Raw genomic sequence first — 13,879 nt, forward strand, 5'->3', positions numbered from 1 at the left:
GTCAGAGCTTTACGAAGAACTTGTTTATGAACTTGGTGGCGTCGCGGGCAGGCATGTTTGCGGCAAACGCATCGGCTTCTGTGAAGCGGCGGCCGACGCCCTCCGAACCTTTTCCGCCTCCCTCACCAAACGCATAAAAGGCCTGATCTTCGGCTGCTGCAGCCTGATCGCACAGCACGAGGAACCGATAGGGGCCTTGGCCGGCCAACCCTTCCACCAACGGAGCGACAAGGTTGCGATCGAAGTCTTCGATCCCGCGAACTTTGGCCTTCATATCCGTACCATGTGTGATCTCGTCCGTTAACTCGGCATGAACATAGACGAAATCCTTCTTGACGAACTCCTCCAGGGCCACCGTCGCCATGTTGCGGAGATCATCGCCGGGCAGCCTATCGGGATCCACCGCTTCGAGACCGGCACAAATCCCTACACCGCGATAGACATCACTCGTCGACACGACCGTCCCTGAAATGCCATGCTTTTCGACCAAACTCGGCCACATGACGGCTCGTCCTTCACCCCACAACCAGACACAGTTGGCCGGTTTCTTCCCCGCTGCCATCCGTTCCTCGTTCACGGGATGATCCCGCAAGATAAAATGCGCGGTGTCCATGAGCTTCCGCAGAATGTCTGCGCCGTCCCCCGTGGGCAACGCATCGGCGAGAGATTGACCAAGTATGGTCTGCGGATCATTGCAGATGGCTCGCGGCTTCCCATTGACCCATACCATCAGATGCCGATGACCCGCGCCCGGATAGAACTGGATGGTTTCGGAACCGACTTGCTCGTTGAGAGCCTCGATCAGTTCGCGAGCCTCCTCGGTCTCGATCAAGCCCGCCGTGGCATCGTCCATAATCACGTGCGGCCCTAATTTCTTGATTTCGACGCCTTTCCCACCCTCCGGCCGCAAGGTGACCATCGTACAGCGATACACGACATCGTGTTCCGTCACAGACACGCCTAAGCTCGCAGCTTCAAGCGGCCCCGGCCCTTGATAAAACTTTCGTGGATCGTACCCGAGAATCGCCGAACCGACCAGACCGCTTCCATGTCGAATGCCCTCGGCAGATATCACGAGCCGACCGAGTTCTCCGCTCTGCGCGAGTTGATCGAGATAGGGCGTCGCGGCCGCTTGCAGCGGTGTCCTTCCACCTAGTTCCGATTGCGGGCGGTCCGCCATTCCCCCGGCGTGTACGATCACATACTTCATGAGATCCACACGCGTTTCAGACCTTCAACAGACGGGCAACGTCGTCGCGCGTCGCCTTGACGGTTTGTGGTTGCCGCGATACCCCGATTGCCGTGTCGGCATCCTTCAGACCATGCCCTGTAAGCGTACATACGACCGTCTCTCCTTCTCGCAGAACCTTGGCTCGATGCAGCTTCGCCACGCCGGCGACGGACGCGGCCGAGGCCGGTTCACAAAAGACCCCTTCGGTGGCCGCCACCGTCGTATAGGCTTGGAGAATCTCTTCATCCGTCACCATATCGATCGCGCCGGCTGATTCCTCCACGGCCTTCAACGCCGAAGACCAGCTGGCGGGGTTACCGATTCGTATCGCGGTCGCGACAGTTTGCGGTTGTTCGACGACTCTGCCCAATACGATCGGAGCAGCCCCGGCAGCTTGAAATCCCATCATGCGGGGCACTCTCATGGTCTGATTCGCCGCGCGATACTCTTTGTACCCCTGCCAATAGGCCGTGATATTCCCGGCGTTCCCGACCGGGAGCACATGAACGGCCGGCGCATCGCCGAGTTGATCACAGACCTCAAAGGCGGCAGTCTTCTGACCCTCGATTCTGAACGGATTCACCGAGTTCACCAATTCGATGTGCAACGAGGCCGAAAAATCCTTGACGAGGGTCAGGGCTTGATCAAAGTTGCCCTCGATCTGAATGACCGTCGCCTGATGCATCATCGCCTGGGACAGCTTACCCATGGCGATCTTGCCGGCAGGAATCAATACGTACACGGATAACCCGGCTCGAGCCCCGTATGCCGCGGCCGAGGCGGACGTATTACCGGTTGACGCGCATATGACGGCCCGTGCGCCGCCTTCCGCTGCCTTCGAGATGGCCAAGGTCATCCCGCGGTCTTTGAACGACCCGGTCGGGTTGACCCCCTCAAACTTCAGGTAGAGTTCGACTCCCGGTGCGATCGCCTTGGCCAATCTCGTGGCACGAATCAGAGGCGTGTTGCCCTCTCCGAGGCTGACCACGGGGGTTCTTTCGGTCACCGGGAGGAACTTGCGATACTCTTCAATGACTCCGCGCCAACGATTCATCGGTCACTCGTCCTTGCCTTCGACGCGAATGAGCGTCGTCGGTTCGGAGACGAACGCCTTTCGGTTGATTTCACGGAGCGCGGTTTGCACATCACGCTCCTTTGCGGTATGCGTCTTGATGACAACCGGCACCGTTTGCCCTTCACGGCGTCCCTGTTGCATCATCGACGATATACTGATCCCGCAGCGCCCCAACTCACCGGCGATCTGCGCCAATACGCCGGGTCGGTCCACAACGGTAAACCGCAGATAATAGAGCGAACTGATCTCTTCCATCGATTTCAGCCGAAGAGGTCGCCGCTGATCCTGCTGGAACGACGCGACCGGCACTCGACCAACGGCACCTTTGAGCAGATTCCGCCCGATCGCGATCACGTCACTCACGACGGCGCTCCCGGTCGGCATGGATCCGGCGCCTCGTCCATACAGCACGACGTCACCGACGGCATCACCGACCAGTTGGATCGCATTGTACACGTCTTCAACTTGAGCGATGGGCGAATTGGAGGGGAGCATCGTGGGATGAACCCGAGCCTCGATTTCTCCGTCCACGAACTTCGCGATCCCCAGCAACTTGATCGTATACCCGAACTGTTTGGCGTACGCGATATCGGTCGGCGTGAGGTTCGTAATCCCTTCCGTATAAATGTCCTTAAAGTTGACCGGTGTTCCGTAGGCGAGACTGACGAGAATGGCGAGTTTGTGCGCCGAATCGATCCCCGCGACATCAAACGTCGGGTCGGCTTCGGCATAACCGGCTCGTTGGGCATCTTGGAGGATCTCTTTGAAACTGTGCCCTTCATGGGTCATTTTCGACAAAATATAGTTGGACGTTCCATTGATGATGCCGTAGATGGATTCGATCCTATTGCCGGCGAGCCCCTCCGTCAACGCCCGAACGATAGGAATACCGCCGCCGACGCTGGCTTCAAACCCCACCTCCACATTCTTGCGCGTGGCGGCCGCAAAAATCTCTTCGCCGTGAAGGGCTAAGAGCGCTTTGTTCGCCGTGACCACATGCTTCTGGGCGGCAATCGCATCCAGGATGACCCGCTTGGCCGTATCGTATCCACCGATGAGTTCGATCACGATATCGATATTGGGGTCAGAGAGGACTTGCCCGACATCGGTGGTCAATAGCCCGGAGCCCAATGACACTCCGCGATCCCTCACGATATCAAGATCCGCCACGCGAACAAGTTCCACAGGCACACCGACGCGACGGGTAATGAGTGACGCATTGTTTAAGAGGATCTTGGCAACACCGGTACCGACCGTGCCGAACCCCACAATCCCGACTCCGATGCGTGACGTCATTCTTGGCCCCCATCGAGCTTGAGGGCTTTGCGGATTCCTCTGACAGCTTGCCTGGTACGGTGTTCATTTTCCACCAGGCCGAATCGCACATATTCATCGCCGCCTTCGCCGAACCCAATCCCCGGCGAGACCGCGACTTTCGCCTCCTTGAGCAGGAGCTTTGAAAACTCCAACGAGCCCATATGGCGATAGGGCAAGGGGATGCGTGCCCACACGAACATTGTTGCCAGTGGCTTAGCCACCTGCCAGCCGATCCGATTCAGCCCGCCGACCAGCACATCCCTTCGCTTCTGATACCGCAGAACCGTCTCCTTGACGCAGTCCTGAGGGCCGTTCAGCGCGATCACACTGGCGATTTGAAGAGGCTGAAAAATGCCATAGTCGAGGTAGCTTTTGATTTTCGCCAATGCTCCGACGACTTCTCGATTGCCCACGCAAAACCCCACCCTCCAGCCCGGCATGTTGTAGGCCTTGGATAAGGTATAGAACTCCACCCCGCAGTCTTTCGCACCTGGGATCTGAAGAAAGCTCGGCGCCTTATAGCCGTCGAACACGAGATCAGCATACGCGAGGTCATGGATGACGATGACGTTGTGCTCCTTGGCAAACGCCACGATCTTCTTGAAAAACTCCAGATCCACGACTGCCGTGGTTGGATTGTGCGGGAAATTGATGACGAGAATTTTAGGACGAGGGAAGGTCTGCCGATAGACGTGTGTCAGATCTTCGAAAAAGTCGCTGTCCTGGCGGAGTTCGATTCCACGGACCTCGCCCCCCGCAATAATAAAACTGTACATATGGATAGGATACGTAGGGGTCGGAGTCAGGACCACATCGCCGGGACCAATCATGGCCAGGGCAAGATGCGCGAGACCTTCTTTTGATCCAATGGTGACGATCGCTTCCGTATCCGGATCCAGATCGACATCATAATTTCGCTTGTACCATCCACAAATGGCATGCCGCAGTTTCGTGATTCCGCGTGACGCCGAATAGCGATGATTCTTTCCTTTGCGCGCGGCCTCGATCATCTTCTCGACGATATGAGGCGGCGTCGGTTGATCCGGGTTACCCATCCCAAAATCGATAATGTCCTCGCCGCGCTGTCGAGCCTCAAGTTTGAGGGATTGAACCTGCGCGAAGACATACGGCGGGAGTCGCTTGAGTCGATAAAAACCGTCGCCCAACCCCATGAACTTCCTTTGACTGTTTTTAGATAATTCTCAACCGGCTCATCACAATGAACGAGTGAGGGGACGGGAGAAGGGCTTATTTTAATGGAGGGCTCGGATCGAGTCAATTTGCCTCATTTTCTACGGACTTCCCAAATTGCCCTGTAGGTCTGCGCTTCTACGAATCCTGGACGCATCGGGAAACCCGTTCTTGCCCCCTCTCGTTCCTTTCTGTTACTAATATCGTTGGATTTTGATTGCTCGTCTGTTTCGCATCGTGGCTCTCAGCAGGCTGGATGAAGGGAAGCGCATGGCTCGACTAGGCGTGAACATCGATCATGTGGCGACCTTACGACAGGCACGCGGAGGAACCGATCCGGATCCGTTGGCAGCGGCGGTGCTCGTCGAGCTGGCAGGAGCAGACGGTCTAGTCGTTCACCTGCGGGAAGACCGACGTCATATCCAAGACCGTGATCTTCAACTCCTTCGGGAGATAGTCCGCACAAAACTCGATCTTGAGATGGCCGCGGATGCGGAGATGGCAAAGATCGCACTGGCCATCAAGCCCGCTCTCGTGACCTTAGTGCCCGAGAAACGACAAGAACTCACGACTGAAGGAGGCCTTGACGTTGCAGGACAGCGGGACCGGATCCAGGGCGTTGTGACCCTTTTACATGACGGCGGGATTCCGGTCAGCGTGTTTATCGAGCCGGATCTGAATCAAGTCAAGGCTGCGCACAAAATTGCGGCCGATTTCGTGGAATTACATACGGGCCGATACGCGAATGCCACACGTTCAAAAGAGGCCGATGCGGAATTCGAAGCTATCACCCACGCTGCGAAGCTGGCCTACAAGCTCGGAATCGGGGTCAACGCCGGGCATGGACTGAACTACCGCAATATCAAACGCCTGACACATATTCCCGAAATCGTTGAATACAACATCGGGCATAGTATTATCGCGCGCGCGGTCCTCGTTGGTCTCGAACAGGCCGTGAAAGAAATGAAGGCCTTGCTTAGTTAATCCGATGTCGTCGGCCCACTGGGTCCGTCCGTTCACCATCCTCGGTTCCTCATGACCAAGATCATCACCGCTGCACAGATGCAGGAACTCGACCACCGAACGATCTCAGAAGCTTGCATCCCTGCGACCACATTGATGGAACGCGCCGGGTCGGGTGTCGTCTCCTGCCTTGAAGCACGGTTGGGACCCGTTCGCGGAAAAAATATCACCGTTATCTGCGGCAAGGGGAACAATGGCGGTGACGGATTCGTCGCGGCTCGACTACTCCGTCGGCGCCATGCGAACGTGCATGTTCTTGTCATGACACCGGTCTCCGAACTGAGCCGTGATGCGGCCACCATGTACAGGCAATTCGTTCGCGGCGCAGGCAAGTCTCCTGTTCATGCGTACACGTCCAAAGCTCAGGCACAAGCGCTTTTTCAGGACAGCGACATCCTCGTTGATGCACTGCTTGGGACAGGTCTTTCCTCTGCTGTCACGGGGCGCTATGCCGATGCCATTGATAGCATCAATGAGGCACATCGTCCCGTAGTGGCTGTTGACCTTCCATCTGGGCTCCATGCTGATACAGGAGCCATCCTCGGCCGGGCTGTTGGCGCTGCCCTCACCGTGACCTTCGGACTCCCGAAGCTCGGTCTCTATCAGAGCCATGGGATCGACCTTGCCGGGGAGGTCGCCATAGTCGATATCGGAATTCCACCAGCCTACATCGAGGCTGTGGGAAGCCGAACCATCTTGATCACAGAAAAGGAGGTACAGGCGTATCTCCCTCGACGAAAACCATCGAGTCACAAAGGGACATTCGGCCATGCGGGCATCATAGCCGGGTCGGTCGGAAAGACCGGTGCGGCAGCTATGGCTGCGCGAGCCGCTCTTCGCATCGGCGCCGGTTTGGTGACGGTCGCCACCCCTTCGAGTGTCAACGATGTCTTGGAAGCAAAGCTATTGGAAGCGATGACCGTCCCGATGCCCGAAACCAAAGCACGGACTTTTGCGCGGACTGCGTTGGAACGGCTCGTCTCGTTCATGACGGCCAGAACGGCCATCGCCATCGGGCCAGGACTCTCAACTCATCCTGAGACAGTTGAACTCGTCCAGGCCTTGACGAAACAGCTCGACAGACCCACCGTTCTGGACGCGGATGCACTGAATGCGTTGACCGGGCGTACTTCGCATCTGGCAGCCTGCAAGACACCGCCGATCATTACACCCCACCCCGGTGAAATGGCGCGACTGGAGGCAGACTCCACGACTCAGACCGTCAACAGCGATCGGATCGGTACCGCCACCCGCTTCGCACGAGAGCGGGGACTGTTCGTCGTCCTAAAAGGCGCAAGGACGATTGTCGCGCGACCGGATGGGACCGCCGCTATCTGTCCAACCGGCAACTCGGGTATGGCGACGGCAGGAACGGGCGATGTGTTGACCGGCATGATGGTCGGACTCCTGGCCCAAGGCCTGCCCTCATGGGAGGCTGCCTGTGCGGCGACCTACCTGCATGGAGCAGCCGGCGATTTGGCCGCGGACAGCAAGGGGCAAGCGGGGATGATTGCGGGAGACGTGATCGAGCAGATCCCCTATGCCCTCAAGCTCATCCAGGAGGCGACACCGATCCAATCCAGTTCGACCATGGAATGATCCTGTGTGACGGCCTACCTATGGCTAGATCTGTTGTCTCTCTGAATCTCATCCTTTCGTCTGCCGGTGAGACGGAACGGTTCGGGTATACCATCGGTCAGCTGCTCCGTGGAGGAGAAACCTTTGCATTGATCGGCGAATTGGGTGCGGGCAAGACTGCATTGGTCCGCGGGATTGGAGCGGGACTCGGAGTACTTTCCGCCTCCGTGACAAGCCCGACTTTTGTCCTGGTGCACCAATACCAGGGACGGCTTCCGTTGATTCATATCGACCTCTATCGGTTGCGAACACCTGAGGAGACTGAATCGATGGGACTGTCGGATCACTTCACGGATGAAGCGGTGACCGCCATTGAATGGGCCGATCGATTTCCTGGCTTACTTCCTGGGGACCGGCTGGAGGTGCGATTGACGCACCGGACCCCTACCAGCAGAAAAGCACAGCTGGAGGCGAGAGGATCACGATCTCGTTCACTCCTAGCACGGATCAAGAAAGCGATCCCTCCGGTTCGGCGCTCGGCTCGAGCAATTCAGACGAGCCTCGCTGTCAGCAGAAAGGTTTCGCAGCGATGACACGACTGATTTTAGTCGGCATTCTCTTGCTCCTCTCGCTGGCTTTTTTTCTACAAAACCAAGAGCAGGAAGTCACCCTCCGCTATTTCTTTGGGTTGCTCGAAGCTTCTACTCCGATTTATAAGCCCATCATGGCCGGGTTCGTCGTCGGCCTGTTGGTCGCCGCCATCCTGCTCTTCCCTCCCTGGGTGCGAGGGCGAATCGAACTCCGGCGAAAGACCAAGGCATTGCAAGAAGCCGAGGTCGACTTGGAGCGGCTCCGTCAATCGCTTGAGAAGATGTCCGGACGAACCCCGGCAACCACACAGATAGACCCTTCCAGGAATCTCGACGATGAGTGAGATGAACCTCAGCCCGCTCATGCGGCAGTATCGTGACATCAAGCGAGGATATCCCGAAGCTATCTTGTTTTTTCGGGTCGGAGATTTTTATGAGATGTTCTACGAGGACGCACAAGAGGCGTCACGGCTGTTGTCTATTGCGCTGACCTCGCGTGACAAGAACTGCCCGGATCCGGTTCCGTTGTGCGGGGTCCCCCATCACGCGGCAACCACCTATATCGCGAAGTTATTGAAGGCCGGACGGATCGTGGCCTTGTGCGAGCAAGTGGAAGACCCCAAGGCTGCCAAAGGCCTTGTTCGCCGCGAAGTCGTCAGAGTCTATACTCCTGGCACGTTGGTTGATACCGAGTTTCTTTCCCCCGACGAGCTTAACTACCTTGCCGCGCTTGTCAGTCGACCAGACTCCGGCCACGGGGCACGAATCGGTCTAGCAGTCCTGGAGGTGTCGACCGGTGAATTCTGGCTGATGGAATTTCATGGCCCTCAGGCCGCGACGGATGTGGTGAACGAGCTCGCTCGATTGGACCCCCGAGAAGTGCTTCTCCCCGCAGAACTCAGTGGTCAGGACTCGGTTTGGATGCAGGAGATCACCGGGGCGCGCCAATGCAAACGTCCACTCACTTCGTTCGACCATCACATTGCTGCGCGGGTGTTGAGTGAACACTTCCAAGTGCAGTCTCTGGATGACTTTGGGTGTCACGGCTTGACCGCTGCCATAGGAGCGGCAGGCGCCGTGTTCGAATATTTTCGTGAGACGCAACCGGCCGTGGCGTTGAATCATATCCGCCGGCTCTCGGTCCGTGGTTTTGATCAGGTGATGGACCTGGACAGTACCACCATCCGTAACCTGGAACTGCTGAAACCGCTGGTGTCGAGCGAGAGCACCTCCGGCTTGAAACCGGCAACCCTGCTAACCGTGTTGGATCGGACGGTCACGGCGATGGGCAGCCGACTTCTTCGTCAGTGGCTGGTGAGACCGTTACTCCACTGTGACCAGATCCGTTTGCGGCTGGATGCGGTGGAAGAACTCAAGGACCAGCTACAAGTACGGACTGCGTTACGGACAGCCTTGCGGGAGGTTCAGGACATCGCTCGACTGGGGAGTCGTATCGCGCTGGGGTTAGCCGGTCCTCGTGAGCTTCTTGGCCTGAAACAATCTCTCTCGGCTTTCCCTGAAATATCTAGTCAGTTGAGCTCCCTTCGGAGCCGCCTGCTCTGTGAGGCCGGCGCATCCTGGGACAACGGCCACGATCTCTACGAGCTGATCGAACAAGCGATTCGACCCGATGCCCCGCTCTCCATTCGCGATGGAAATCTTATCAATGATGGGTACGATCCGGGCATTGACGAACTGCGTAAAGCCAGCAAGGAAGGGAAAACCTGGATTGCGGGACTTGAAGCACAGGAGCGTGAGCGAACGGGCATCGATTCATTGAAGGTCCGCTACAATCACGTGTTCGGCTACTACATTGAGATCACCAAAGCCAATCTGAACCGGGTGCCGCTCGATTACGTCCGCAAGCAAACGCTGGTCAATGCAGAACGGTTTATGACCGCAGAGTTGAAGGAGTTGGAAGACCGTGTGATCGGGGCCGACATCAAGCTTCTTGCCCGTGAACAGGAGGCTTTTGTCATGCTTCGCTCACGCTTGGCCAAGGAAGCCCATCGATTGGATGCGATGGCCAATACGCTCTCACGCATTGATGTTTTGGCGGGTTTGGCCGAGATCGCTGCTCTGCACCGGTACGCGAAGCCGACGGTCATAGAGGGGGGCCAGATCACCATCCGAGAAGGGCGCCACCCTGTAGTCGAACGACTCTGTACGGACTCTGGATTTGTCCCGAATGATACGGTGTTGGACCTTGGAATGAACCGGCTCTTGATCATTACCGGACCAAACATGGCGGGGAAAAGCACGTACCTCCGGCAAGTTGCGCTGATTGTTCTGATGGCTCAGATCGGGAGCTTTGTTCCGGCAGCAGATGCGGAGATCGGGCTGGCCGACCGCATCTTCACGCGGGTGGGGGCTTCGGACAATCTTGCCGGAGGCCAGAGCACATTCATGGTGGAAATGGTGGAGACTGCCAATATTCTCCGAAAAGCCACTCAACGCAGTCTGATTTTATTGGATGAACTCGGACGCGGCACAAGCACTTACGATGGACTCAGCATCGCCTGGGCGATAGCGGAGCACCTCCATGACTGCACACGATTAGGCGCTCGTACTTTATTCGCTACTCATTACCATGAGATGACCCAGTTGGAGCAGCAACGGATAGGGATCAAGAATTATCGCGTTGCCGTCCAGGAACGCGGCGGAGACGTAGTCTTTCTGAGAAAAATCGTGGCCGGCAAGGCAGATCGAAGTTACGGCATTCATGTAGCCAAGCTAGCCGGGCTCCCACCCGACGTCATTGATCGAGCGGGCGCGGTGTTGCTGCAACTGGAGCAGCCGGAATCCGTTTGTTTCGTGAGGAGTCAGGAACAACCCCTACCGACATCTCAACCACTTCCCCAACCTCATCCCATTATCGAAGAAGTCAAGCAGATCGACCTGTTCTCGATGACACCGCTCGATGCCCTGAATCGGCTTGCCGAGCTGCAGCGGATGGTTGGACCCGATAGCAGCCTTCCAGCTGATCAATAGCGCCCGTCGGTCGACAAACGCAAAATGAAAGGGGCGGCATTCCCTTCAGGAACACCGCCCCTTTCCCATGGTCTAGAATGGTCTTTTTAGTGGGCCTGATTGTACTGTGCCGTCCAGGGAATCAAGCCACCCACCGTTTTCCCCCCAGGAAGCATCACATCATATTGCATACCGACATTGCTCCCATCCGGTGTGACCGGAGAGGTATTGAGACCCGTTTTGGCCTTTGAACAACCTGACTCGAATTCATTCTTACCGGCGCACTCCTTGAGGCGTAGCGCGGACATGCTCAGCGGCTTGCCCATGGTCCCAGCCACCTCCGGAATCTTCTTGACCGACGAAATTACTCGATGATTCTGCTCAGTTTCCGTGACGACAAATTCGATCAGATCCGTCGTGCTGCCCGGAGGAACTTCTTTCGCCGCCGCCGGTCCAGCATGAGTCCGACCCATCTTCTTCAGATCCTGCCAGGCAGACTTATCGGCATAAAACTTCAGCGTCTTACCTGGATGCACTTTTTGCCAGTACAACCCGCTCTCGGCGTTGCCGCCAAACACGGCAACGTTGACCCACACGGCTTCATCGTAGGGATCGAGCACGATCACCCGACCTTGGATGGTGGTCGGTTTACTCATGTCACCCCACTCGAATCGTTCCTGAAATGACTCAATGGCCGAGGCGGTCGACGCCATACCGACTACCAGCGCAACGGCTGCCAGAATGGCTCCCCCCTGCTTCTGCAACATCATAATCAAATCCTCCTTCAACAACGTCTTCAAAACCTAAGGTGTATCTAGTCCGCCTTCAGCACCTTGAAGTCAGTGATGGTTCTCCCATCCAGAGTAACCTCCATGGCGACCAATTCTTGGGAGGCCTTAATGATCTTATCCATGAGAGTCTTATCCTTGACCGCAAGACGAACCGTGGTTGCTGCATGGTACCAACCCGAATAGGCGGAATTCTTTTCAGTACCGCCCATAAAGCCCCACGCACAACAACTGAACAAGGGATCCGGCGGCTTCACATCAAGCATCGTGGAAGATCGCCCGCCGGGCATACCGGAACCCGGCTCTCCGCTGTTCCAATATTGAATCCCGAACAAAAGTTCTCCGTCCGGGTTATCCGCCCACTGCGACCAGACTCGGCCTTGCAATGTCTTAGTCGCGGCTTCAGCTTTCAGCGGCTTCCCTCCGACGACGGCGTCAGCGATGCCTAGCTTTTCGATGCCACCGTCAGCGAGTGAAAACTCGGCCGCTAGCAAGCCGAATCCTGAAAAAACTGCCACGGCAGCTAGAACGACAGCCCTCTTCATACCTAGTCCCTCCTTCTCAAATTGAACCCGATAGCCCTAATGAAAGACATCTCTCGTATCCAAATGTATGTCACGGAGCGAGATCTTGAGAAAGCTTAGTGGTCTTCGGAAATCCTACATACTCATGCACAAAGTTGGCACGAAACCGACACAATCGTACCCGAACGGTACTGAAACTGCGATGTCCTGTCAAGGGAATGTTTGGTGGATTTGAAGCAGGAAGCGTCGAGCCTTAAATGCTCATTAAAAACAATCTGTTAAGAGAACCTGCGTGAAGGGAATGGCATATCCGAATAGGAGCAGCTAAGAAATTCCCGCGCTCAGCCCACCCACCTGCCGCGAAGAGAGAGGACCCAAGCCTGTCAAGGCCATACCTTCCGGGATAAATAAGTCCCGGGCAACGCGACATACTTGTTCTTCCGTGACCGCGTCGATCTCTTGAATCATATCTTCCAAGGTCGTGTGTGCTCCGGCAATCAATTCATCCTTGGCAAGTTTATTCATGCGGCTATGCGAACTTTCCAAGCTCAGCATGAGCCCGCCTTTCATTTGATCCTTTGTCCGTTTCAGTTCACCGCGATCGATCCCCTGTCTGCCCAATTTCCGAACCTCGCGACCGATCAGATTGAGGACCCGCTCAACTTCCCGCGCTTGAGTTCCCGCATAGACAGTGATCGTCCCGCCATCGGAATAGCCTGACAAAAATGAATAGATTGAATAGGACAAACCGCGTTTTTCTCGGACCTCTTGAAACAGCCGCGAACTGACGCTTCCCCCCAGCACACTATTCAACGCATAGACCGCATACCTGTCTTTATGACCGGCTGCAACACCCTTGAGTCCCACGCAGAGGTGCACCTGTTCCAACGGCTTTTGTTTCAAGATCACTCCGCCACATAGCTCCGGAGGCCACCGTTTTCGAGGGGCAACACGGGGTGAAGGACGATAGCCCCCAAAGGTGCGCACGATGGTCTTTTCGAGCTGCTGTTGATCGAAATTCCCGGCTACCGCGAGGACGATCTCTTCGGAACGGTAGTGCGTGTTGATGTACTCAAGGAGCTTCTGCCGCCCGACCTGGGCGATCGTCGATTCCCGCCCAAGGATTGGGCGACTCAAGGGATGTCGTCCCATCACCAACTTGGTGTGCAGCTCCTGAACCAAGTCCTCGGGATCGTCTCGGACCATGCGAATCTCTTCGAGCACGACTTGCTTTTCTTTCTCAATTTCTTTCCTCCCCAGCCGAGACCGGAGAAACAGATCCGAAAGAAGATTCAGCGCTTTGGGTAAGTGTTGATCCAACACCTTGACATAGAATGTCGTCGTTTCACGCGTGGTGAACGCGTTCATTTCCCCCCCCAGCGCGTCTATTTCTCGAGAGATGTCCGTCGCAGAGCGGGCGGTCGTCCCCTTAAAGAACATGTGTTCGATGAAGTGCGAGTATCCGGCCTCTGCGGGGCCCTCATCACGAGAGCCCGCATTCACCCAGATACCGACCGTCACGGATTTGAGTGTCGGAATACGCTCGGTGACCAAGCGAATTCCATTATCGAGGATGAGCTTGCGGTACAAGT

At 56.5% G+C, this 13,879-nt stretch carries 12 protein-coding genes; 5 read left to right on the forward strand and 7 right to left on the reverse strand.

Annotated features, from left to right (window positions below; all coding sequences use genetic code 11):
- Nucleotide 1: 1 nt before the first annotated feature.
- The 4 genes from H8K04_18140 to alaC are packed head-to-tail and all read right to left on the reverse strand — an operon-like array spanning nucleotide 2 to nucleotide 4,795.
- Entirely contained in the window at nucleotides 2–1,210 is a 1,209-nt protein-coding gene (locus tag H8K04_18140; protein ID UVT15694.1) for a phosphoglycerate mutase, read from the reverse strand.
- A 16-nt stretch (nucleotides 1,211–1,226) separates the two neighbouring features.
- Nucleotides 1,227–2,285, reverse strand: coding sequence for a threonine synthase (locus H8K04_18145; GenBank protein UVT15695.1), 1,059 nt, complete (start codon nucleotides 2,283–2,285; stop codon nucleotides 1,227–1,229).
- Between the two features lie 3 nt (nucleotides 2,286–2,288).
- Nucleotides 2,289–3,602: a homoserine dehydrogenase gene (locus H8K04_18150; GenBank protein UVT15696.1), complete on the reverse strand. Its 1,314-nt coding sequence runs from the start codon at nucleotides 3,600–3,602 to the stop codon at nucleotides 2,289–2,291.
- On the reverse strand, nucleotides 3,599–4,795 hold the full coding sequence (gene alaC / locus H8K04_18155) for an alanine transaminase (protein ID UVT15697.1): 1,197 nt from the start codon (nucleotides 4,793–4,795) through the stop codon (nucleotides 3,599–3,601). The genes H8K04_18150 and alaC overlap by 4 nt, the downstream gene beginning before the upstream one ends.
- Before the next feature lie 289 nt (nucleotides 4,796–5,084).
- Between alaC and H8K04_18160 the strand changes: the two genes are divergently transcribed.
- Genes H8K04_18160 through mutS form a run of 5 tightly spaced genes read left to right on the forward strand, consistent with a single transcriptional unit; the run spans nucleotide 5,085 to nucleotide 10,996 of the window.
- Entirely contained in the window at nucleotides 5,085–5,798 is a 714-nt protein-coding gene (locus H8K04_18160) for a pyridoxine 5'-phosphate synthase (GenBank protein ID UVT15698.1), read from the forward strand.
- A 51-nt stretch (nucleotides 5,799–5,849) separates the two neighbouring features.
- Nucleotides 5,850–7,436 (forward strand): NAD(P)H-hydrate dehydratase, encoded by a 1,587-nt coding sequence (locus tag H8K04_18165; GenBank protein ID UVT15699.1) that lies wholly within the window; start codon nucleotides 5,850–5,852, stop codon nucleotides 7,434–7,436.
- 20 nt (nucleotides 7,437–7,456) lie between these two features.
- Entirely contained in the window at nucleotides 7,457–8,008 is a 552-nt protein-coding gene (tsaE, locus tag H8K04_18170) for a tRNA (adenosine(37)-N6)-threonylcarbamoyltransferase complex ATPase subunit type 1 TsaE (GenBank protein ID UVT15700.1), read from the forward strand.
- On the forward strand, nucleotides 8,005–8,349 hold the full coding sequence (locus tag H8K04_18175) for a LapA family protein (protein UVT15701.1): 345 nt from the start codon (nucleotides 8,005–8,007) through the stop codon (nucleotides 8,347–8,349). The genes tsaE and H8K04_18175 overlap by 4 nt, the downstream gene beginning before the upstream one ends.
- Nucleotides 8,342–10,996 carry a DNA mismatch repair protein MutS gene (mutS, locus tag H8K04_18180; GenBank protein ID UVT15702.1) on the forward strand — a complete coding sequence of 885 codons (2,655 nt, stop codon included), beginning with the start codon at nucleotides 8,342–8,344 and terminating at the stop codon, nucleotides 10,994–10,996. The genes H8K04_18175 and mutS overlap by 8 nt, the downstream gene beginning before the upstream one ends.
- Before the next feature lie 86 nt (nucleotides 10,997–11,082).
- Here the strand turns inward: mutS and H8K04_18185 are convergent, their stop codons facing one another.
- The 3 genes from H8K04_18185 to H8K04_18195 all read right to left on the reverse strand — a co-directional run bounded on the left by H8K04_18185 (nucleotide 11,083) and on the right by H8K04_18195 (nucleotide 13,877).
- On the reverse strand, nucleotides 11,083–11,745 hold the full coding sequence (locus H8K04_18185; GenBank protein ID UVT15703.1) for a hypothetical protein: 663 nt from the start codon (nucleotides 11,743–11,745) through the stop codon (nucleotides 11,083–11,085).
- A 44-nt stretch (nucleotides 11,746–11,789) separates the two neighbouring features.
- Complete coding sequence (locus tag H8K04_18190) at nucleotides 11,790–12,308, reverse strand: hypothetical protein (GenBank protein UVT15704.1); 519 nt, start codon at nucleotides 12,306–12,308, stop codon at nucleotides 11,790–11,792.
- 303 nt (nucleotides 12,309–12,611) lie between these two features.
- Nucleotides 12,612–13,877 carry an insulinase family protein gene (locus H8K04_18195; protein ID UVT15705.1) on the reverse strand — a complete coding sequence of 422 codons (1,266 nt, stop codon included), beginning with the start codon at nucleotides 13,875–13,877 and terminating at the stop codon, nucleotides 12,612–12,614.
- Between the last annotated feature and the right edge of the window lie 2 nt (nucleotides 13,878–13,879).

The sequence above is a fragment of the Nitrospira sp. genome (assembly GCA_024760525.1).
Lineage (GTDB): Bacteria > Nitrospirota > Nitrospiria > Nitrospirales > Nitrospiraceae > Nitrospira_D.